This is a genomic window from Candidatus Mycalebacterium zealandia, from assembly GCA_014075295.1.
GTDB lineage: Bacteria > Desulfobacterota_D > UBA1144 > Nemesobacterales > Mycalebacteriaceae > Mycalebacterium > Mycalebacterium zealandia.
In genome coordinates this window covers 1,001,086-1,021,439 of record CP046180.1, presented here as the reverse complement: position 1 = coordinate 1,021,439, position 20,354 = coordinate 1,001,086, and the positions used below count along the sequence as shown (strand labels likewise).

Below are 20,354 nucleotides of genomic sequence, written 5' to 3'. Positions count from 1 at the left end.
AGACAATGGCGCAAAAATTACAAAAACAACCCTATATTCACGAGAAACTTCTCAAAAAAGTGGTAGCGGCGAAGAATCAGCCGCAAGGCGATGTTTTCATTAAAACATGGTCGCGGTCATCAATGGTAATACCCGAAATGATAGGGCTTACAATCGCCGTTCACAACGGGAAAAGGTTTATTCCCGTTTCCGTTAATGAGCACATGATAGGGCACAAACTCGGTGAATTTTCGCCAACAAGGAATTTCAACAGCCATGCTGGCGGCGACAAAAAGTCAAAGGTGGGCAAATAAGAGCGGAGAGTTTTTCAAATGGTTTCAAAATCCATTCTTAAATACTACAGAATGTCGCCCGATAAGGTTCGCCTTGTTCTTGCCCTTATAAGAGGCAAAAATGTGGAAGAGGCATTTTCAGTGTTGCATCTCACGCGCAAGAGAGTGTCTCTTGTTCTTGCCGATTTGCTCAAATCTGCGGTCGCCAATGCGTCCGAGAAAGGGTATTCAGAGCCCGAAGAGCTCTACATCAAAGAGACTTATGCGGACGAGGGACCTGTTCTTAAAAGGTTCAAAGCCAGAGCCATGGGGCGCGCGTTTCAGAGAAAGAGAAAAACAAGCCACGTAACGATAGTGCTTGAAAGGAAGGGAATGTAGCATGGGACAGAAAGTAAACCCGATAGGTTTGAGAATAGGCATAACAAAGACTTGGGACTCCAAGTGGTATGCGGAGAAGAGATCCTTCACTGACATGCTCAACGAGGACATCAGGATAAGAAGGTTCTTGAAAAAGGACTTCTATCAGGCGGGCATTTCCAGAATTGAGATAGAGCGCGTTGTTCAGAAAAAGATAAAAGTCGTCATACACGCTCTCAGACCCGGAATTATCATAGGACGCAGCGGGCAGGAAATAGAAAGGATTAGAAGGGAGTTGCAGGAGCGCACGGGCAAGGAAATGGTTGTGGACATCAAAGAGGTGCGCAGGTCGGAGACGGACGCTCAAATGGTCGCAGAAAACGTCGCTTTGCAGATAGAGCGCAGGGTCGCTTACAAAAGAGCGATGAAACAGGCGATTTCATCGGCGATGAGGACGGGCGCGCTTGGAATAAAAATAATGGTTTCGGGGCGGCTTGCCGGCGCGGAGATAGCGAGGAGAGAGTGGTATAAGGAAGGCGGTGTTCCGCTTACAAAACTCAGAGCCGACATTGACTACGGTTTTGCCGAGGCAAAAACAAAATACGGAATTATCGGAATAAAAACTTGGATTTTTAAAGGGGAAATCATAGAGAAGAGAACCTCTTCCGAACAAAGAGGCGAAGATGTTACAGCCTAAAAAAACAAAATACCGCAAGATGCGCAAAGGGCGCATACGCGGGGCGGCAACCAGAGGGACCGACATAGATTTTGGTCAGTTCGGTCTTCAGACTCTTGAGAACGGGCGCCTTACTTCGCGGCAGATAGAAGCTGCCAGGATTGCCATAACGCGTTACGTCAAAAGGGGCGCGAAGTTGTGGATACGGATTTTCCCCGACAAGCCTCTGACAAAAAAGCCCGCTGAAACAAGAATGGGAAAAGGAAAGGGTGATGTTTCCGAATACGTGGCTCCAATTCGGCGCGGGCAGATGCTTTATGAACTCAGCGGTGTTCCAGTCGCGCTTGCAAAGGAGGCGTTCAGGTTGGCGGCTCACAAACTTCCGGTAAAAACGCGCACGGTTGAACGGAGCGAAGAGGTTGTATAATGGCTGAAAAACCCGATAAACTCAGGGAGTTAACGGCTGGCGACCTCAATAAGAAAGAGCGTGAGCTGACGACTTCTCTTTTCAATCTCCGCATGCAGGTTGTGACAAAGCAGAACAATGCTTTCGCACAAATCAAACTGTTGAGAAGGGACATAGCAAGGATAAAAACGGTTAGAGCGGAGCTTAAGAGAAATAGTGGACAGGAAAGTGTGAAGGAAGAAAATGGCTGAAAAAAATAAGAAAAGAGGGCGTTTCACTTCGCTTACGGGAACCGTTGTGCGGACAAACGGCGACAAAACCGCCATTGTGGACGTGGTAACCATCAAAAAGCACCTTGTTTACAACAGGTCAATCAAGAAGAGAGTGCGCTATGTTGTTCACGACGGCAACAACCAGTGTGAAGTCGGCGACAAGGCCTTGATATACGAGTCCAAACCCGTCAGCAAGACCAAAAGATGGCGGGTTGGGAAGATAGTTGAAAAATCGCGTCCGGTTGGCGCGGGGGATGGTGCCGGGCAATGATTCAGTCAAGTTCATTTCTTGAATCGGCGGACAATACCGGCGCGAAAAGGCTTTACTGCATAAAAGTTCTCAAGGGTTCCAGAAGAAGATACGCGCGCCTCGGAGATGAAATAGTCGTGTCTGTAAAAGATGCGATGCCGAATTCCAGAGTTTCCAAGGGCGAGGTCTGCAAGGCGGTTGTTGTGCGCGTCAAGAAAGAAAGCAGAAGGCCGGACGGCACCTATGTCCGTTTTGACAACAACGCTGCGGTGATTATTGACAAAGACGGCGGACCCATAGGAACCAGAGTTTTCGGGCCCATCGCCAGAGAGTTGAGATTTAAAGGGTTTATGAAGATTATCTCGCTTGCTCCGGAGGTTGTTTAAGTGGGCACGGCGAAATTTCACATTAAGAAGGGCGATGAAGTCATCGTGCTTGCCGGAAAAGAGAAAGGCAAGCAGGGCACCGTGTCAAAGATAGTTGTCGACAGGGGCAGGGCTATTGTGGAAAAACTCAACATGGTAAAACGCAATGTGCGCCCGAACCAGAAAAATCCGTCAGGCGGAATTATTGACAAAGAGGCCAGCCTCCACATATCAAACCTGATGCTTTATGATTCCAAAGAATCGTCTCCCATCAGAACGGGTTATAAGATCGATGAAAAAGGTAAAAAACTCCGCGTGAATCGCAAAACGGGAAAACAGATATGATGAGCGCTCCACAGCCGAGAATGAAGAAGATTTTCAATGAGCAAGTGATTCCCCGGATTATGGAAAGGAATTCTTACTCAAACTCAATGATGGTTCCGCGCCTTGAGCGCGTTGTTTTGAACATGGGACTCGGCCGCTTGAGCGAGGCGGGGCGCAACAAGAATGTGGTTGATGAAGCTGTGCAGGAACTTGCTCTTATTGCCGGTCAAAAGCCTATTATTACAAAGTCCAAAAAATCCATAGCGGGCTTCAAACTCCGTGAAGGTCTGCCGATTGGTTGCGCAGTTACACTCAGAGGGAAAATGATGTACGAGTTTTTTGACCGTTTTGTGAATCTTGCGCTGCCGAGAGTAAGGGATTTCAGAGGAGTGAGTTTGACTTCATTTGACGGCGGAGGAAACTACACGCTGGGAATAAGGGAGCACATCATCTTCCTCGAAATTGATTACAGCAAGGTTTCAAGGGTGAAGGGGCTCAATATAACCTTTGTAACAACTTCAAATAGTAACGAAGAGGCAAAAGTGCTTCTTGAAGAAATGGGCATGCCCTTTGCCCGGGAGACTGAATAATGGCAAGAAAAGCGCTTTGGGAAAAATCTCTGAGGAAACCGAAATACAAGGTTCGCAAGGTTAACCGTTGTTCTTTGTGCGGGAGGCCGAGGGCTTTCTTAAGACAGTTCGGTATGTGCCGTCTGTGTTTCAGGGAACTTGCGAGCCGGGGTGAAATCGTGGGAGTGAGAAAAGCAAGTTTCTAACTTGCGGGAAGGTAAGAATGACAGATCCAATAGCAGACATGCTTGCGAGAATAAAAAACGCCCTTATGGTCCGGCACGCCGAGGTTTTGATTCCACACTCCAACATCAAGGTTGAGATAGGAAGGGTGTTGAAGGAAGAAGGGTATATCGCCGATTTTAATATCTCGGGAGAAGGTGTGAAGAAGGAGATTGTGGTCAAACTCAAATACTCTACGCAGGGTGCTCCGGGAATCAAAAACTTCAAAAGAGTGAGCAAACCCAGTGGAAGGATTTACGTAGGAAAAGACAGAATTCCTCGTGTTGTTACGGGCATGGGCACTGCGATACTTTCAACTTCAAAAGGTATAATGACTGGTCGCCACGCCAGAGACATGGGCATAGGTGGAGAAGTTATCTGCACTGTGGTGTGAGTTTAATATGTCAAGAATAGGAAACAAACCAGTGCCGTTACCGGAAAAGGTTGACATCAGCCAGTCAGGCGGTCTTCTCAGCGTAAAGGGGCCCAAAGGCGAGTTGCCGGTTAGGGTTCCCGAAGGCCTAAGTGTTGAAATCGCAGACGGGTTTGTAAATGTGAAAACGGATGAAACAAAGAAAATGAAATCCCACCATGGTCTTGTAAGAATGCTCATAGCGAATTCCGTTCAGGGCGTTTCCGAAGGATTTACGAGAACGCTTGAGATAGTCGGCACGGGATATAAAGCCGAGATGTCGGGTAAAGACTCGCTTAAGATGTCGCTTGGTTATTCCCACCCCATCACATTCTCGTTGCCTCAGGGTGTAACGGCGAAAGTGGAAGGACGGGGAACAAGGCTGACACTTGAGGGGATTAACAAACAGGTTGTCGGCGAGGCGGCGGCGAATATAAGAAAACTACGCGAGCCTGACGCTTACAAAGGGAAAGGCGTGAGATTTGCCGGCGAAAATATAAGATTGAAGCCCGGAAAATCAGGTGTGAAGAAATGATTAGGGACAGGAAAACTCTGAGAAACAGAAGGCATAAAAGGATAAGGAGAAAAGTGTCCGGCACAATGAGTGTTCCGAGGCTGTGCGTTTTCAAATCCTCCAGATATATCTACGCCCAGATTGTTGACGATGTAGTCGGAAGAACAATGTTTGCCGCGTCTTCACTTACTCCTGAAGTCAAAAAAAACATCAGTGAGAAGGATTCAAAGGTGGAGCAGGCAAAAGCGGTCGGCGAATATCTCGGAGAGGTTTCAGTCGCGGGCGGAGTGAAAAAAGTAGTTTTTGACAGAGGCGGATATCCGTTTCACGGAAGGGTGAAGTCACTCGCCGCAGGTTTAAGGGAGAAAGGTCTTGAGTTCTAATAACAGTATTACGGGTTCCGGTTTCGTTGACCCCGCGGGGCTTGAACTGGAAGAGAAAGTAGTTGACATCAGGCGTGTCGCCAAGGTTACAAAGGGCGGAAAACGTTTCCATTTCACCGCGATGACGGTTGTCGGCAACGGCAACGGCATAGTGGGTTACGGGCTGGGCAAGTCAAACGAAGTCCCGAACGCGATTAAGAAAGGAACGGACAAAGCGCGCAAAAATCTTATAAAAGTTTCTCTGCACGGTTCAACCATACCGCACGAGGTTTCGTGTGAGAGTTCATCAAGCCGTGTCGTGCTTCTGCCGGCGGCTCCGGGAACGGGAGTTATTTCCGGAGGCCCCGTTCGCGCGGTCGCGGACCTTGCGGGTATCAGTGATATTCTTTCCAAGGTTGTAGGCTCAAGAAATCCCATTAATGTTGTGGCGGCGACCATAAAAGCGCTTTCCCAACTTACACTTCCGGAGCAGGTCGCGCTTGAGCGCGAAAAGGAAGTTTCCGATCTTGATCTTCCTCCGTATTACAAGTTTTAGAGGTTTAAACTGAAATGCTTGACAGATTACCAAAACCCGCCGGTTCAGCCAAGTCCCGCCAGAGAGTTGGAAGGGGAGCCGGTTCAAAAGGAAAAACCGCCGGACGCGGACAGAATGGGCAGGGGTCGCGTTCCGGAAAAGGAGTCTCGCGCTGGTTTGAGGGTGGACAGACACCCCTGAAAATGAGGATTCCGAAAAGAGGTTTCAAAAACAGGTTCAAGGTTTCCTACGACACCGTAAATATAAGCGCGCTTGAGCGTTTTGAAGACGGCGCCACAGTGGATACCGAGGCGCTTGTCCAGAAACGCCTTATAAGCGGAAAACGCCCCGTAAAACTTCTCGGCAATGGAAAAACTGAAAAGAAACTGACTCTCAAGGTTGACGCCGCGAGCAGCTCTTCAATGGAAAAAATAGAGCGTTCCGGCGGCAAGGTAGAGATTGTATGAGCGCGTCTGCTTCTGGAATTCCCCGTATTTCGGAACTGAACAGAAGACTGCTTTTTACGCTGTTTATTCTAATTGTTTACAGGCTCGGAGTTTTTATTCCGGTTCCGGGCATATCTCCGGCGCAAATCACTCAGCTTTTTGAAAGGACGAGCGGAACGGCGTTTGACCTTTTTAATGTGTTTTCGGGCGGCGCCCTTGAACAGGCGTCGATTTTTGCCCTTGGGGTAATTCCCTACATTACGGCTTCAATTCTTATGTCGCTTATGGTCAAGGCGATTCCTTCTCTTGAAGCTCTTCAAAAAGAAGAGGGGCAGGCGGGAAGGAGAAAAATCAACCAGTATTCACGCTACGGCACGGTACCGATCTCAATTATTCAGGCAACCGTTCTTACTCTCGCTCTTGAAACCGGGGCTGCCGAAGCACCGGGGCTCGGCTTTCGCCTGAGCACAATTTTGACGCTCACCTCAGGCTCGATGCTTGTTATGTGGCTCGGAGAACAGATATCTGAGAAGGGTATAGGAAACGGCGTTTCTCTGATAATCACAATGTCAATTCTTGCTGGCACCCCCGGCGCTCTGTGGAACATGCTGCGGCTTGTGCGTGTGGGAGACATAACCGTGCTCGGAATGCTTTTAATCTTTGTTTTTCTGGTTTTTGTGATGGCAATAATTGTTTTTGTTGAGACCGCTTCAAGGAAGATTCCCATTCAGCACCCCAGAAAGGTTATGGGAAGAAAAATGATGGAAGGCGGCACGACGCATCTTCCTCTTAAAATCAATCCTTCGGGGGTTATTCCGCCCATCTTTGCGTCTTCGCTTCTTATATTTCCGGCGACTTTAGTCGCCATTACGGACACGCCTTTTATGAGAACAATTTCGGAGGAGGTGATACAAAACCCCTTTGTTTACAACATTGTCTTTGCGGTTCTTATTATTTTCTTTTCATTTTTTTACACAGGAATTGTGTATGATCCGAATGACCTTTCAGACAACATTAAAAACAGCGGGGCAAATGTGCCGGGGATAAGACCCGGGGCGAAAACTTCGGAGTATATCGGCTCAATTCTGAACAAAATCACCCTTATCGGCTCAATCTATCTTGTAGCCGTTTGTGTGTTGCCGAGTTTTCTCCAGAGGGATCCTTTCAACCTGCCGTTTTATTTCGGCGGCACATCGCTTCTGATTATAATCGGCGTAACGCTTGATTTTATGCAGCGCGTTCAGTCTTTTGTGATAACTCGCAATTATGATTCATTCGCAACTGCGGGTGGCGGTGGTGGGGCACGCCGCCCACGAGGGCAGGGCGGCCGTCGTAGGAAACGTTTTTAAAAAACCGGGTGAAATTATGAATTTGATAATATTCGGACCGCCGGGAGCGGGAAAAGGGACTCAAGCCAGTTTTATCACGAGCACCTACAACGCGGAGCACATATCCACGGGTGATTTACTCAGAGATGCCGTGAAGAGGCAAACCGAAACGGGAGTGATGGCAAAAAGCTACATGGACAAGGGCGAACTGGTGCCGGACGAGGTTGTCATAGATATTATCAGAGAGAAGATAGGCAGCTTGGACGGGGCCGGTTTTCTGTTTGATGGCTTTCCGAGAACAATTGAGCAGGCGCGCTCGCTTGATGGCATGCTTGAGAGTCAGAATCTATTTATTGAGGCGGTTTTGTACCTCAAAGTGGACGAGGACGAAGTTGTGGAAAGGCTTTTGAAGAGGGCGGAACTGGAGGGGCGCGAAGATGACAACGAAGGCGTTATACGAAACCGTCTTGACGTTTATCGCAAACAGACACTTCCGCTTGCCGACTATTACAGGTCAAAAGGGATTTTTAATGACATAGAGGGAACGGGAACCATTGATGATGTCAGGGAAAGAATCAATTCGGTGGTTTCGGGATTGTAACACATGACCGCGGGTGAAATAAAACGGAAATTTAACGGAATGAAGGTTGCGGCTTCGGTTGTATCCGAGGTTCTTGAAAAACTCAGCGAAACCGTACGTGAGGGTGTTTCCACATGGGAACTCAACCGAATCGCCGAGGAAATTGCCGAGAAACGCTCTGCCAGACCTGCTTTCAAGGGGTATATGGATTTTCCGTGTTCAATTTGCGCTTCGGTAAATGACGAAGTTGTTCACGGCATACCTTCAAAAGACAGAATACTTAAAGACGGCGACATTGTGGGAATTGACTTCGGCGCTTTTGTGGACGGGTTTTACGGCGATTCCGCCATAACTGTTCCCATCGGCACAACAACACCACGGACTGAGAAACTTCTTCAAGCCGCCAAAGAGTCTCTTGACAGGGGCATAGAGAAGGCGTTTCCCTCAAAACGACTCTATTATATATCCGAAACCATACAGCAACACGCTGAAAATAAGGGCTTTTCGGTCGTAAAAGCGTTTGTTGGGCACGGCATTGGTGAAAATCTTCACGAAGAGCCGCAAGTGCCGAATTTTCTTCCCCCCGGAGGGGCGGGAGCAGGTCCGATACTGCGTCCCGGCATGGCTTTGGCGATAGAACCAATGGTTAACGAAGGGGAAGCGGATATAAAAACTTTGTCTGATAATTGGACTGTTGTTACAAGTGATGGTAAAATGTCCGCTCATTTTGAGCACACGGTTGCCATAACGGAAAATGGTCCGGAAGTGCTCACGAGTTTTAATTAGGAGCAGTTGAGGACAGATGTTTTAATGCCAAAGGGAGACGCAGTTGAATTTGAGGGAACGGTTGTTGAGGCGTTGCCAAACGCCATGTTCAGAGTGGAAATGGGAAATGGTAGAAAGGTTTTAGCATATGTTTCAGGTAAGATGAGAAGAGCGAGGTCGAGGTTTGTGAGAATTGTTCCAGGCGACAAGGTAAAGATTGAAATTTCTCCGTACGATTTGTCGCGTGGCAGGATTACATACAGAATGAGGACGGACAGGGTAAATTGAAGGTAAGGTCATCAGTAAAAAAAATCTGTAACAAGTGCAGGATTATCAAGCGCAGAGGCGTAGTGAGGGTTATCTGCGTAAACAAACGTTGTAAGCAGAGACAGGGGTAGAGATGCCAAGAATAGCGGGAATAGATATCCCCTCGGAAAAGAGGGTTCAGTTCGCTTTGACCCACATATACGGGATAGGCAGAGCCATGGCCGGAGACATAGTGGATTCTTTGAAAATAGACCCAACGAAGCGGGCTAAAGATCTGAACGACAAAGAGTTGGCGAACATCAGGAATTTTATTGAAGAAAAATGCGTTGTTGAGGGTGATTTGCGCAAAGATGTGCAAATGAACATCAAGCGTCTGGTGGAGATTGGATGTTACAGGGGAATAAGACACCGGATGGGGCTTCCGGTGCGCGGACAGAAAACAAAGGCGAACGCGAGAACAAGGAAGGGTCCCAGAGGTACGGCGATAGCAAAGAAAAACAAGGTTAGCAAAAAATAGCAGGGGATAGAACGCAGTGGCGAAGAAAGGAACAAAGAAAAAAGTAAAAAGGTCTGTTGAAGAGGGGCTGGTAAATATACACGCCACTTTTGGCAACACGATTATTACCGTGTCCGATCCTCAGGGAGATGTGATTGCGTGGTCAAGCGGAGGAACCAGAGGCTTCAAAGGCACGAGAAAGGGAACCCCGTTTGCGGCTCAGGTTGCAGCTGAAGATGCGGCAAAAAGGGCGCTGAGTTCCGGAATGAAGTCCGTGCGTGTGTATGTGAAGGGACCCGGTCCCGGAAGGGAATCGGCAATAAGATCAATTCAGGCGGCGGGTTTGCGGGTCGCGTCAATCAGAGACGTTACACCTATTCCTCACAACGGATGCAGACCTCCGGGTAAGAGACGGGTTTAAGAGGGAGAGTTGTAGATGGCAAGATATACAGGACCCGCGTGCAAATTATGCAGAAGAGAAGGGGAACAGTTGTTTCTCAAAGGCGAAAGGTGTATGACAAGTAAGTGCGCCATAGAGAGAAAGCCGTATCCTCCCGGTTTGCAGGGCAAGAGAATACGCAGAAGGATTACCGAATACGGATTGAGGCTCAGGGAGAAACAGAAAGCCAAAAGGATTTACGGAATGACCGAGCGTCAGTTCAAAATCTATTTCAGAGAGGCGGCAAGAACGAAAGGTGTTACGGGGTCATTGCTTCTCTCAATTATTGAAACACGACTTGACAATGTTGTATTCCGGCTCGGCTTTGCCTCGTCCCGAAATCAGGCTCGCCAACTTGTGAATCTCGGGCACATCAATGTTGACGGCAGGCGCGTGGACGTGTCATCTTACAGAGTAACCCCTTCAAGTGTTGTTGAAGTCAGGGAGCGGAGCAGAAAGATGCCAAGCGTCAACAAATCGCTGGGGCTTTCGGAGAAAAAAGGAATTCCCGGTTGGCTGAGCCTCGACAGGGAAAAGTACAAAGGAATCATGAACAAAACGCCTGAAAGGGAGGATGTTCAGATTCCGGTCAGTGAAAACTTGATTGTTGAATTTTACTCAAGAGTATGATTCGTGGTGTGATATTGAAGCATTTTGCTTTTTTTTAGTGGAGGACATAGATATTGAAAGATTTTCAGAATAATTGGACAACGCTTGTAGTACCGAAGAAAGTCAACAAAGACGAAAAGACCGCGACGCCTTTCTACGGGAAATTCAGTTTCGAGCCGCTTGAAAGGGGTTACGGCGTTACGATAGGTAACGCGCTCAGGCGAGTTCTTCTTTCCTCGTTGCAAGGTCCGGCCGTCACGGCGGTCAAAATAGAGGGAGTTCTTCACGAGTTTTCTTCAATCCCCGGAGTTGTTGAGGACGCTGTGGAAATCCTCATCAACCTCAAAGGCGTGAATTTCAAAACGACAACCTCCGAGTCTCAAATTGTGGAGATGGTCTTTCAGGGTCCCGGAGAGGTTACGGCTTCGGACATCAAATCAACGAACAAAATTGAGGTTCTCAACGGCGACCATTTCATAGCGACCGTTTCAGACAAAACAAAACTTGAGATGAGTCTGGTGGTTGAAACCGGCAGAGGCTATCAACCCGTTGAGGAAAGAGAGAACGCGCGTTCAATGGGGGAAGAGTATCTGCCCGTTGACGCTTTTTTCTCTCCGGTCACAAAGGTGAATTACACAATCAAAAACGCTCGTGTTGGCAGAAAAACCGACTACGAAAATCTTGAAATTGAGATATGGACAAAGGGTTCGGTGCTTGCTGAAAACGCGCTTGCCTACGCGGCGAAAATAATCACTCACCAGCTCGGCAGATTTATCAATTTCAACGAACAGGAATTGGAACAGGAGGAGAGTACCGAAGAGACTCTCGTAATTAAAGGCGATGAAGATGTTCTGTTCACGCCGCTTGATGAAGTGGATTTTTCCGTCAGGTCGCTGAATTGTATGACCAGTGCGGATATGAAGTATGTCGGGGATTTGGTTCAGAAAAGTGAGAGAGAACTGCTGCATCTTCCGAGTTTCGGTAAAAGTTCGCTTGAAGATGTGAGCGACAAACTCAAAACTCTTTCGCCGTCGCTCACTCTTGACATGAAAATCAATCAGGAGATTTACGAAAAGGTAAAAGAAAGCCGCGCCAAGTAACAGGTTTGTTGCGCTTTGGGAAAATTGTGTGATGAGAAACAGAAGATTGGGAAGAAAACTTGGCGTTACGACCAAGCACAGAAAGGCGATGTTTCGCAATTTGGCGACTGAACTCTTCAGACACGAAAAAATCCGCACAACTGATACAAAAGCAAAAGAGTTGAAGCGGGTGGTGGATAAAATTATCACGCTTGCCAAAAACGGCTTGGAAAAAGGAGCTTCGAACGGAGGGCTATCTTACAAAAGACGGATTTTCGGTTACATAAGGGACAAAGAAGTCGCGCGCAAGGTGTTTACCGAGATTGCGGAAAGATACAAACAGCGTCCCGGCGGTTACTCAAGAATTATCAGTCTGGATTACAGAAAAGGAGACCAGACGCCGATTTCCCAGATAGAGCTTGTAACCGAGGAATACCAGCCGTCCACCCGCACAAAAACGCCTCGTAAATCAAGTCTGCCTTCGCCTCCGCCTCCGAAAAAAGAGGAGGAGAAATCCCCTGAATCCGCCGAAGCGAAAGAGGGTGTAAAGGAAGCGAAGAAAGAGAAAAAGGAAAACCCCGAAGCCGCACAACCTCAAAGTAACCAGCTTCAGAACGAGGAAAAACAGCACGAAGCGGAGGCTAAACCCGCTGAAACAAACACGCCCGCGCAGGATGAACAACCATCCGATACCGATGCCGGAGAAAACGGCGACGAGAAAAAAGGGTAATTCCTTCCGGAATGAAAAAAACTCCTCTTGGACTGATAGTTGACTCCCACTCTCTCAAAGGCATAGTGGAAATTTCCAAATACGCTGAAAGCGCGGGGTTCCATTCCGTCTGGGCGACCGAACTTTACAGAACCGCTTTTCAGCAACTTGCCGCGATTGCTCAGCATACCTCCAAAATTAAACTTGGCAGCTCAGTTGCGCTTGCTTTTGTCAGAAGCCCGCTGATTACGGCGATAAGCGCGATGGACATAGACGAGGCTTCGGACGGACGGCTGATACTCGGGCTCGGTTCCGGCGCCAGACGCACGAACGAAACGTGGCACGGACAACCGCACGGCAAACCCGTTACGAGAATAAAAGAGTGTGTTGACGTCGTCAGGCGCGTTATTCTGGGTTCGCATACCGGAAATGATGTTGCTTACGGTGGCGAATATTACGATATTAACATCAAAGGGTTCACAAGGCCCTTCAAGCCCGTCCGCACCGATGTGCCGATTTTTCTCGCGGCAGTCGGCGGCGGAATGGCGCGCGCGGCGGCTTTATGCGCGGACGGTTACATTGGGCACATAGTCTGTTCAAAGAAATATATTGAGGAGACTATTGTTCCCGTTCTACGTGAAGGGCTTGAGTCCGCCGGGCGCGCACGGTCGGATTTTTGCGTTTCTTCAATTTTTATCTGCGCGGTTTGCGGAAAAAACGATCTGGAAGAAACGCGCAGAGCCGCCAAAGCCACAGTCGCTTTTTACGCCACCGTAAAGACTTATTGGAAGCCGTTTACGCTTCACGGTTTTATCGGGCAAGCGGAAAAAATCCGTGATTCCTATTTCAAAGGCGACGTGCGTGCGATGATTGAGAATGTGACCGATGATATGCTTGACACTTTTGCCATTGTCGGCACGGCTGATGAGTGTAGAAAGAAACTTGACGGCTGCTCGGACTATCTGGATTTGCCGATTTTGAGCGCTCCTCATTACTATCTTGAACCCGAACAGGTTGAGATGTATCAGAAAAGAATTATTGAAACTTTCGGCGGTTAAGAACGCCCGTGCGCGTTCCGCCCATTGATTTTTTACATTTTATTAAAGACTATTCCGAAAACTGTGAAGGTTTTAGTATCCGGTTCGGGAGGTTTTATCGGAAAAAGCCTCGTCTCTTCCCTCAAAGCCCGTGGGCATGAGGTTTTGCTCATTGTCAGAGACAGCCGCGGAGCGCGCAAGCAAGAGGGAGCGGTTCTGTGCGACCCCGTACGGGGCAAGTTCAACCCGCGCGATTTTGAAGGAGCGGACGCCGTCATTCATCTTGCCGGAAGGAACATAATGCGCAGATGGACGGATTCTGTAAAAGCCGAAATTGAGCACAGCAGAGTGGCAGGCACGGAGTTTCTGGCTTCCGCTCTGTTGGGACTTGAAAATCCGCCGAAGGTTTTTATTTGCGCGTCCGCAACCGGTTTTTACGGGAACAGGGATGATGAGGTTCTTTCCGAGCGTAGCGGCGCTGGACAGGGCTTTCTCGCGCGGGTCGCGGAAAAATGGGAAAACGCGGCAAGAGCCGCCGGTTCCGCGACAAGGGTTGTGAACTTGCGGTTTGGAATCGTGCTCGCGCGCGATGGCGCGGCTCTGAAAATGATGAGAATTCCGTTTCTGCTGGGTCTTGGGGCCCGAATAGGGGACGGAAGCGGTTATATGAGTTGGATATCAAAACGGGACGCCGTCAGGGCTATGGAGTTTATTCTCGCAAACGATTCCGTTTCGGGGCCGGTGAACATAGTATCGCCCACGCCGATGCCAAACGCCGACTTCACCCGCTGTCTCTCGCGGGCTTTGAGGCGACCGGTTTTTTTGTCATTGAGCGAGCCGCTTATAAAATTTGTTTTAGGAGAGATGGGAGAGGAAGTTATTATGAGTAGCGTGCGGGTTGTTCCCGAAAAACTAATAAACGCCGGATTCCATTTTGAAGACGGAAATTTGGAGACATTTCTCCGCGCCGAACTCGGGAGAACGGAGTTGTGAAGAAAAACGACAGACAATATTTGCTTATGGGTCTTGATGAGTCCGATATTGACTGCGACCCGTTCAAGCAGTTTCTTGTCTGGTATAAAGACGCCTGCGACTCCGGCATGGATTTGCCGAATGCGTTCACGCTTTCAACCGCGTCCAAAGACGGCGCGCCTTCGTCAAGGGTGTTGCTCCTCAAAAATTTCAATGAAAACAGCTTTGTTTTCTACACAAATTCGCTTAGCAGAAAAGCTTCGGAGATGGACTCCAATCCACATGTGGCAATATGTTTTTTCTGGAATGTTCTTGAGAGGCAGGTAAGGATTGGGGGTCAAATTGAGTCCGTGGAAGACTCCGAAGCGGATGACTATTTTGCGCAAAGACCCCGCGAGAGCCGCATAGGGGCGTGGGCTTCGATTCAAGGGCGTGTCGTAAGCGGCAGGGATGAAATTGATAAAGAATTCGCACGGCGTGCGGTGCAATTTGAGAATTCCGAAACAATCCCGCGCCCGCCGTTCTGGAAGGGGTATAGGGTGGTGCCTTCGGTTTTTGAATTTTGGCAGGGCAGGGCAAACCGCATGCACGACAGAATAAGATATCGCAAAGAGGAATCAGATTGGATTGTGGAACGGCTTGCGCCCTGACTTGTGCTCACAAGCCGAGCCGTTTCAGCACGGATTTGACATACGAAGCCCTGTTCAGAACATAAAAATGTATTCCCGGCACGCCTTCGCTCAGAAGGTTTTCCGCCTGTTCGGCACAGATGTCTATTGCGACCTGTCCAATGTCGCCGTTTTTTCTTTCGCACTCTTCAAGGCGTTTCATTATAGACTCGGGGACCGTAGTTCCGCACATTGATGTTATTTTCAAGACCTGCCGCATTGAGAGAATTGGCATGAGCCCCGGTATTACGGGATTTTCAAGTCCGGCGCGCCTGACTTTTTTCACATAGTCAAAATAGAACCGGTTGTCATAAAACAGTTGCGTGATTATTGTATCCGCACCGGCGTGAATTTTTTTCGCAAGGTTTTCTATGTCTTTCTCAAGCGAGGGGGCTTCAATGTGTTTTTCCGGATATCCAGCCACTGCCACGCCGAAACGCCCGTTTCGGTTTTCACTTTCAAAACCCCGTATATGTTCCACCAATTCGTTTGCGTGTGAATATCCGCCATGCGCCGTGGTGAACTTCTTCCGGTTGTCGGGCGGGTCTCCCCGCAACGCCACGATGTTTTCTATGCCGCGCTCGCGCAGGTTTTTTAGAATCAAATCTATTTCCGCGCTTGAGGATCCCACGCAGGTCAGGTGGCTTGCGGTCTCAATTTTCAGTTTGTCTTTTATGTGGGACGCAATCTCAAAACTGTTTCCGCGGGTTGACCCCATTGCGCCGTATGTAACTGAGATAAATCCCGGGGAGAGTTTCGCAAGGACTTCCAGAGAGGACAGGAGGTTTCCCTTTCCCTCCGGTGTTTTCGGAGGAAATATCTCAAATGATATGACCGGTTTGGACGGATTTCTGTAAAGTTCGGGGAAAGTCATCTTATGTTGTACGCCTCTAAACCGCTCCACTGCTTGGAGGTTTGGGAATTCCCACGAGCGGCCAAGCCGCTATGAGCACAAAACACAGAGCCAAAGCTAAGCCGAATCCTGCGGGAAACAACAATCCCGCGAGCATGCTTCCCGTAAACGCTCCGAGAAAACTCGCGAGGTTGAGCAATCCCGCCACATTTCCGCGCGACCCGCTTGACACCACTTGAGTGAGAAAAGCGGGAAGAAGTGGTTGAAAGATTGAGTGTCCGAGAAAGAAAATCGTGCCCGCGACAATCAATCCGGTCTTGCCCGGAATCAGTGCCGCGATAGCCGTTCCCGTGGCCAGAAGAGCAATCGCCACAGGTGGGGGAATGTTCATTTTCTTTCTTCTCTCCATAATTTTCAGGAAAGGATAAGCGAAAAACGCCGCGGGAAGAAGCATAATAAAATACGCTTCCCAGATATGGGAAATTCTTTCTCCCGCCGTGCTTTCCCAACTGAGCGGATATACAAACAGGAAGATGTTGAGAATGGAAGACAGTATGAAAGAACTTACGAGTATTTCCTTTATTTTTGAGTTTTTCCGGAGCGTGGGTGCGGGTTCTTCAGGCTCGTGTACGACATCTGTTTTTTCATTGGGGAAAAACGCGAGAGTTATTGTAATTGAAGCGACTCCGAGAGCGGCGAGAACGTAAAAAAGCGTTTCAAACCCCATCCATGACGCCATAACGGGACCCGCGAGAAGCGAAACCATAAAACTCGCGCCGATGATCAGGCCTGTTATCGCGAAAGACTGCCCCCGAACTTCAGGTCTTGTGAAATCTCCGAGTGCGGCTATTGCTACCGCGCCTACAGCGCCGCTCCCCTGAACCGCTCTCGCGATTATGAGTTGCCAGATGTTTTCCGCCAGCCCGCAACCGATGCTGCCCGCGCAGAAAAGCATGAGCCCTCCCACGATTACGGGTTTTCTTCCGAATCTGTCACTCGCCCTTCCGAATGGAATTTGAAAAAGAGCCTGCGTTAGCGCGTATATGCCGAAAGCCAGCCCCGTGAGAAAATGTGAAGAGCCCGGATACTGCAAAGCGTAGGAACTGAAAACGGGAAGAATAAGGAAAATTCCGAGAAGTCTTGTCGCTAGTATCGCTCCTATGATTTTTGTTGATTTTGACTCGGTCGGATTCATTGCAGTAAAGGCCCGTGTTGCTTTCCAAGCGACGGTATCTTATCATAACGAAAGGTTTTAATTTTCTCACAAACCTCTGTTTGATGAACCGCGTATGGACTGAAATTGATTTCAATGCATTGAGAAGCAATGTGGAATTGTCGGCGCGGACGGTCGGAAAGGATGTCGGGATAACGGCTGTCGTCAAGGCGGATGCGTACGGGCACGGCGCGGTTGAAATCAGCAGAAAACTCGCGAAACTTCCTCCGGTTGTGATGCTTGGAGTTTCCTCGGTTGAGGAGGGGCTGGAGATAAGGGAGTCCGGTGTTTCGGCGCCCGTTCTTGTTATGGGCGTGACGCAGGACTGTTTGGTCGCGGATGCCGTCAAAGCCGGGCTTACGCTTTCGGTTTTTACGGAAAACTGTCTTAATTCTCTTTCCAAAGCCGCAAAAAAATCCGGCAAAAAGGTGGAATACCACCTTAAGATAGACACCGGAATGGCACGCCTCGGCGCCACAAGGGAAGATGTTTTTGATTTAATGGAAAAAGCGCGCACCTTACCGGGCTTGAATCTCGCGGGTGTGTTTACTCATTTCGCCCATTCTTCGGCTTCTGAACCCGAACCGACTTTTAAGCAGATTGCCGAATTTAATTCGGTTGTTTCGGATCTTGAAAATTCAGGCGTGCGTCCATACTTCAAACATATGGCGAACAGCGCGGCGATTCAGAGATTTTCAGAATCGTTTGGCAACATGGTAAGGCCCGGAATTATGCTTTACGGCTCGTCTTTTGAAAAAAACGGGCTGGCTCCGGTCATGAAGGTTAAAACTTCGGTTGTAAGAATAAGAAAAATCGGCGCGGGCAAGCCGATTGGTTACGGCGGGACTTTTAAAACAAAAAAATCCTCGCTGCTCGCGACCATTCCGGTCGGATACAAGGACGGGTATTACAGAAGCCTTTCCAACCGCGCCCGTGTTTCGGTAAACGGTGTTTCCGTTCCGGTCGTGGGAGAAGTGTGCATGGATTTTACAACTCTGGATATTACCGGTGTTCCGCAGGTTAAAATCGGGGATGAAGTGATTTTATTCGGGGGCGAGGGAATTTTCGTTGAAGATGTGGCGCAGTGGGCGGGCACCATACCTTACGAAATCATGACGCTCATCGGGGGCAAAGTTCGTGTAAGAATTTCAAACGAGCCGGCGGAGCCACATCAGGAAAATTGAGTTGCCGTATAACATCGCGTGCGATTTTTTCGCTAATTGTCTTTTTCATGATTGTGGTTCAAACCCGCCCGGCGGACGCGCTTTTTCTCAGACCTGACCCATTTGGGGTTTCCCGCGAAGACAGTTCTGTGTCCGCGTATTCATTTGGACCATTCCTCAGAGTGAAAGACGAAAAAAGAACCGAGTTTGCGTTCAGGCCCCTGTTTTATGTTAAAAAAGACAGGTCGCTTGATTCTATGTCCCTTGATTTTCTGTATCCTTTTTTTCACTATCGGGCAACTCCGAGAGGATACAGGATGGGGATTTTCTTTAATTCTCTTTCGTTTTCAAAACAAACCGGCTTGACCGGCTCCGGCGGAAAAAGTCTCAGAATATACCCTCTGATTTTTCACCGCTCATCTCCGAATCCGGCGGAAAGGTCTTTTGCGTTTGCGCCGTTTTACGGAAATTTTGGCGGGAAAACAAAATTTGTTCTTTTCCCTCTCTATTTTCGTACCGTCAGTTCAGATGGCGAGATTTCCCGCAATTTCTTGTGGCCCGTCTTCGCGTTTTATTCGGGCAAGAAAAAAGGGATTCGCTTCTGGCCCCTGTTCGGGTGGTCTAAAGGAAAGAATTCCCATTCCAGATTTTTGCTGTGGCCTTTTCATTTTGATGTGAAAAAAGGAAGCGGTGAAACCTACAGACGCTACAGGGCGTTTTTTCCTTTTTATTACAGAATTAATTACGGAACCGAATCACACACAATGTATATGTGGCCCTTTTTTCAGAAAAGCGTTGATCCGGAACGTAATCTGCGTTCTATTCATTTGCCGTGGCCCATTATAAATTTCAAAAAAAGCGATACGGAGAGAAGAGTGAGATTTTTTCCTTTTTTTGAAACATCCGAGACGTTTGGGGTGAAGAAAACAAAGTTTCTCCTATGGCCGCTTTACACGTCTTCCAGACTGAAATTCAAACATCATGAATATAAAAAAGACAGTTTTCTGATTGCTCTTAAAGTTGTGCGCGAAACCCCGTTTGACAAAATTCGGAGGGGCAGTTCGCTCAAGGTTGATTTGTGGCCCGTGTTTTCATACAAACGCGATGACAAGGGACGTTCTTATTTTCACATGCTTGCGCCTTTTGAGCCGTTTGTCGGTTCAAGCGCGAAGTTTTACAGAAACTACTCTTTTCTATGGAGAGTTTTTGAAGTCCGCAGAAAACGCGGAAAGGGAACTGCGGTTTCTCTTTTGTTCGGAACTTTGAATTTCAGAAAATCATGCGATGAGAGTTTTTTTCATATTGCCGGAAAGGCGTTTGGCTACGCGTCAGACTTGCAGGGGCGCAGAATACGATTCTTGTTTTTACCGCTTAAGGTTGGAAGTCCCGTAAAAAGTGTGGAGAATTGCCGCAGATGAAAGAGGGAATTCTAAACCGTTTTGCGTTTTTCACGGGCGGCGCGCTTCGTTTGTTTTTTCTCTCCGCTTACTGGTGTAAAGACATCAGAGCGAACGCGGACAAGGTGTTTTTTCAAATAGTCGTAATCGGCTCAGACACGCTTCTTGTCGCTTCGGTTATCGGGCTTTCGGGCGGCGCGGTTCTTGCCCTTCAAACGGGTCCGCTTCTTGCCGATTTTGGAATTCAGGAAACTCTCGGCGGGCTCATAGGCGTGGCGGTTTCAAGGGAAATCGGGCCTGTTATGTGTTCAATTCTGGTTGCCGGGCGTTTGGGTTCATCAATAACCGCGGAACTTGCGTCAATGAGGGTTTACGATGAGATTGATGCGCTCAAAACAATGAAAATAGACCCCGTAAAATTTCTTGTGATGCCCCGCCTCGTGGCTTTTGCGGTTTCAATGCCAATTCTTGTGCTTTTAATGATTGTTACGGGCTGGCTCGGCGGTGCGCTCGTTGGAGCGACAAATCCGGAGATTTCTCTTCCGGCGGTTACCTATTTCAATAATCTGGGTGATTTCGTTGATCTGAAAACGGTTTTGAACGGCGTTATAAAAGCGCTTGTTTTCGGTTTTGTTATTTTGGTGATTTGTTGCAAAATCGGGCTTGAAACAACCGGCGGGCCTCGCCAAATCGGGGTTTCGGTTACGCGCGCGGTTGTCGCGTCAATAGTGATGATTCTCGTATGCGACTATTTCATATCAAAAATCCTGTTCCTTGCGGGGATAATTTAAGGGCGG

33 protein-coding genes are annotated in these 20,354 nt (G+C 48.5%); 31 read left to right on the top strand and 2 right to left on the bottom strand.

Annotated features, from left to right (window positions below):
- Positions 1-5: 5 nt before the first annotated feature.
- The 28 genes from rpsS to pdxH are packed head-to-tail and all read left to right on the top strand — an operon-like array spanning position 6 to position 14,913.
- Positions 6-293 (top strand): 30S ribosomal protein S19, encoded by a 288-nt coding sequence (gene rpsS / locus GKS04_05220; GenBank protein ID QMU56525.1) that lies wholly within the window; start codon positions 6-8, stop codon positions 291-293.
- An 18-nt stretch (positions 294-311) separates the two neighbouring features.
- Positions 312-650: a 50S ribosomal protein L22 gene (gene rplV, locus GKS04_05215; GenBank protein ID QMU56524.1), complete on the top strand. Its 339-nt coding sequence runs from the start codon at positions 312-314 to the stop codon at positions 648-650.
- 1 nt (position 651) lies between these two features.
- Positions 652-1,326, top strand: coding sequence for a 30S ribosomal protein S3 (rpsC, locus tag GKS04_05210; protein ID QMU56523.1), 675 nt, complete (start codon positions 652-654; stop codon positions 1,324-1,326).
- A complete protein-coding gene (gene rplP, locus GKS04_05205; protein ID QMU56522.1) occupies positions 1,313-1,732 on the top strand; it encodes a 50S ribosomal protein L16 in 420 nt (139 codons plus the stop codon). The genes rpsC and rplP overlap by 14 nt, the downstream gene beginning before the upstream one ends.
- Complete coding sequence (rpmC, locus tag GKS04_05200; GenBank protein QMU56521.1) at positions 1,732-1,962, top strand: 50S ribosomal protein L29; 231 nt, start codon at positions 1,732-1,734, stop codon at positions 1,960-1,962. The genes rplP and rpmC overlap by 1 nt, the downstream gene beginning before the upstream one ends.
- The gene (gene rpsQ, locus GKS04_05195) at positions 1,955-2,254 is read left to right on the top strand and encodes a 30S ribosomal protein S17 (protein QMU56520.1); all 300 of its coding nucleotides are present in this window, start codon (positions 1,955-1,957) and stop codon (positions 2,252-2,254) included. Before rpmC ends, rpsQ begins: the two co-directional genes overlap by 8 nt.
- A complete protein-coding gene (gene rplN, locus GKS04_05190; GenBank protein QMU56519.1) occupies positions 2,251-2,619 on the top strand; it encodes a 50S ribosomal protein L14 in 369 nt (122 codons plus the stop codon). Before rpsQ ends, rplN begins: the two co-directional genes overlap by 4 nt.
- Positions 2,620-2,943 (top strand): 50S ribosomal protein L24, encoded by a 324-nt coding sequence (rplX, locus tag GKS04_05185; GenBank protein QMU56518.1) that lies wholly within the window; start codon positions 2,620-2,622, stop codon positions 2,941-2,943.
- A 20-nt stretch (positions 2,944-2,963) separates the two neighbouring features.
- On the top strand, positions 2,964-3,512 hold the full coding sequence (gene rplE, locus GKS04_05180; protein ID QMU56708.1) for a 50S ribosomal protein L5: 549 nt from the start codon (positions 2,964-2,966) through the stop codon (positions 3,510-3,512).
- The gene (locus GKS04_05175) at positions 3,512-3,697 is read left to right on the top strand and encodes a type Z 30S ribosomal protein S14 (protein ID QMU56517.1); all 186 of its coding nucleotides are present in this window, start codon (positions 3,512-3,514) and stop codon (positions 3,695-3,697) included. Before rplE ends, GKS04_05175 begins: the two co-directional genes overlap by 1 nt.
- 17 nt (positions 3,698-3,714) lie before the next feature.
- Positions 3,715-4,107 (top strand): 30S ribosomal protein S8, encoded by a 393-nt coding sequence (gene rpsH, locus GKS04_05170; GenBank protein QMU56516.1) that lies wholly within the window; start codon positions 3,715-3,717, stop codon positions 4,105-4,107.
- 7 nt (positions 4,108-4,114) lie between these two features.
- The gene (gene rplF, locus GKS04_05165; GenBank protein ID QMU56515.1) at positions 4,115-4,660 is read left to right on the top strand and encodes a 50S ribosomal protein L6; all 546 of its coding nucleotides are present in this window, start codon (positions 4,115-4,117) and stop codon (positions 4,658-4,660) included.
- On the top strand, positions 4,657-5,022 hold the full coding sequence (locus tag GKS04_05160; GenBank protein ID QMU56514.1) for a 50S ribosomal protein L18: 366 nt from the start codon (positions 4,657-4,659) through the stop codon (positions 5,020-5,022). The genes rplF and GKS04_05160 overlap by 4 nt, the downstream gene beginning before the upstream one ends.
- Positions 5,023-5,029: 7 nt before the next feature.
- Complete coding sequence (rpsE, locus tag GKS04_05155) at positions 5,030-5,557, top strand: 30S ribosomal protein S5 (protein QMU56707.1); 528 nt, start codon at positions 5,030-5,032, stop codon at positions 5,555-5,557.
- Positions 5,558-5,571: 14 nt separating this feature from the next.
- Positions 5,572-6,003, top strand: a complete 432-nt coding sequence (rplO, locus tag GKS04_05150) for a 50S ribosomal protein L15 (GenBank protein QMU56513.1) — start codon at positions 5,572-5,574, stop codon at positions 6,001-6,003.
- Positions 6,000-7,331: a preprotein translocase subunit SecY gene (secY, locus tag GKS04_05145; protein ID QMU56512.1), complete on the top strand. Its 1,332-nt coding sequence runs from the start codon at positions 6,000-6,002 to the stop codon at positions 7,329-7,331. The genes rplO and secY overlap by 4 nt, the downstream gene beginning before the upstream one ends.
- A 13-nt stretch (positions 7,332-7,344) precedes the next feature.
- The gene (locus tag GKS04_05140) at positions 7,345-7,911 is read left to right on the top strand and encodes an adenylate kinase (protein QMU56706.1); all 567 of its coding nucleotides are present in this window, start codon (positions 7,345-7,347) and stop codon (positions 7,909-7,911) included.
- A 3-nt stretch (positions 7,912-7,914) separates the two neighbouring features.
- Complete coding sequence (gene map, locus GKS04_05135; protein ID QMU56511.1) at positions 7,915-8,676, top strand: type I methionyl aminopeptidase; 762 nt, start codon at positions 7,915-7,917, stop codon at positions 8,674-8,676.
- A gap of 24 nt (positions 8,677-8,700) precedes the next feature.
- Positions 8,701-8,943 (top strand): translation initiation factor IF-1, encoded by a 243-nt coding sequence (gene infA, locus GKS04_05130; GenBank protein ID QMU56510.1) that lies wholly within the window; start codon positions 8,701-8,703, stop codon positions 8,941-8,943.
- Positions 8,940-9,053 carry a 50S ribosomal protein L36 gene (gene rpmJ / locus GKS04_05125; GenBank protein ID QMU56509.1) on the top strand — a complete coding sequence of 38 codons (114 nt, stop codon included), beginning with the start codon at positions 8,940-8,942 and terminating at the stop codon, positions 9,051-9,053. Before infA ends, rpmJ begins: the two co-directional genes overlap by 4 nt.
- Positions 9,054-9,055: 2 nt before the next feature.
- Positions 9,056-9,439 carry a 30S ribosomal protein S13 gene (gene rpsM, locus GKS04_05120; GenBank protein ID QMU56508.1) on the top strand — a complete coding sequence of 128 codons (384 nt, stop codon included), beginning with the start codon at positions 9,056-9,058 and terminating at the stop codon, positions 9,437-9,439.
- A 16-nt stretch (positions 9,440-9,455) separates the two neighbouring features.
- Positions 9,456-9,839, top strand: a complete 384-nt coding sequence (gene rpsK, locus GKS04_05115) for a 30S ribosomal protein S11 (protein QMU56507.1) — start codon at positions 9,456-9,458, stop codon at positions 9,837-9,839.
- A 15-nt stretch (positions 9,840-9,854) separates the two neighbouring features.
- Positions 9,855-10,487, top strand: coding sequence for a 30S ribosomal protein S4 (gene rpsD, locus GKS04_05110; protein ID QMU56506.1), 633 nt, complete (start codon positions 9,855-9,857; stop codon positions 10,485-10,487).
- Between the two features lie 50 nt (positions 10,488-10,537).
- Positions 10,538-11,566, top strand: coding sequence for a DNA-directed RNA polymerase subunit alpha (locus GKS04_05105; protein ID QMU56505.1), 1,029 nt, complete (start codon positions 10,538-10,540; stop codon positions 11,564-11,566).
- A 31-nt stretch (positions 11,567-11,597) separates the two neighbouring features.
- A complete protein-coding gene (gene rplQ, locus GKS04_05100) occupies positions 11,598-12,275 on the top strand; it encodes a 50S ribosomal protein L17 (GenBank protein QMU56504.1) in 678 nt (225 codons plus the stop codon).
- A gap of 11 nt (positions 12,276-12,286) precedes the next feature.
- Positions 12,287-13,312 (top strand): LLM class flavin-dependent oxidoreductase, encoded by a 1,026-nt coding sequence (locus GKS04_05095; GenBank protein ID QMU56503.1) that lies wholly within the window; start codon positions 12,287-12,289, stop codon positions 13,310-13,312.
- A 24-nt stretch (positions 13,313-13,336) separates the two neighbouring features.
- Positions 13,337-14,284 (top strand): TIGR01777 family protein, encoded by a 948-nt coding sequence (locus GKS04_05090; protein QMU56502.1) that lies wholly within the window; start codon positions 13,337-13,339, stop codon positions 14,282-14,284.
- A 26-nt stretch (positions 14,285-14,310) separates the two neighbouring features.
- A complete protein-coding gene (gene pdxH, locus GKS04_05085; GenBank protein QMU56705.1) occupies positions 14,311-14,913 on the top strand; it encodes a pyridoxamine 5'-phosphate oxidase in 603 nt (200 codons plus the stop codon).
- A gap of 7 nt (positions 14,914-14,920) precedes the next feature.
- On the opposite strand, the gene metF is transcribed toward pdxH, so the two are convergent.
- A complete protein-coding gene (metF, locus tag GKS04_05080; GenBank protein QMU56501.1) occupies positions 14,921-15,805 on the bottom strand; it encodes a methylenetetrahydrofolate reductase [NAD(P)H] in 885 nt (294 codons plus the stop codon).
- A gap of 16 nt (positions 15,806-15,821) precedes the next feature.
- Positions 15,822-16,979, bottom strand: coding sequence for an MFS transporter (locus GKS04_05075; GenBank protein QMU56500.1), 1,158 nt, complete (start codon positions 16,977-16,979; stop codon positions 15,822-15,824).
- Positions 16,980-16,996: 17 nt separating this feature from the next.
- On the opposite strand from GKS04_05075, the gene alr reads away from it, so the two are divergent.
- From alr to GKS04_05060, 3 genes are read left to right on the top strand one after another with little or no spacing between them, the layout of a single operon-like run.
- Positions 16,997-18,181 carry an alanine racemase gene (gene alr / locus GKS04_05070; protein ID QMU56499.1) on the top strand — a complete coding sequence of 395 codons (1,185 nt, stop codon included), beginning with the start codon at positions 16,997-16,999 and terminating at the stop codon, positions 18,179-18,181.
- Entirely contained in the window at positions 18,178-19,578 is a 1,401-nt protein-coding gene (locus GKS04_05065; GenBank protein QMU56498.1) for a hypothetical protein, read from the top strand. Before alr ends, GKS04_05065 begins: the two co-directional genes overlap by 4 nt.
- On the top strand, positions 19,566-20,348 hold the full coding sequence (locus tag GKS04_05060) for a hypothetical protein (protein ID QMU56497.1): 783 nt from the start codon (positions 19,566-19,568) through the stop codon (positions 20,346-20,348). Before GKS04_05065 ends, GKS04_05060 begins: the two co-directional genes overlap by 13 nt.
- Positions 20,349-20,354: the final 6 nt, after the last annotated feature.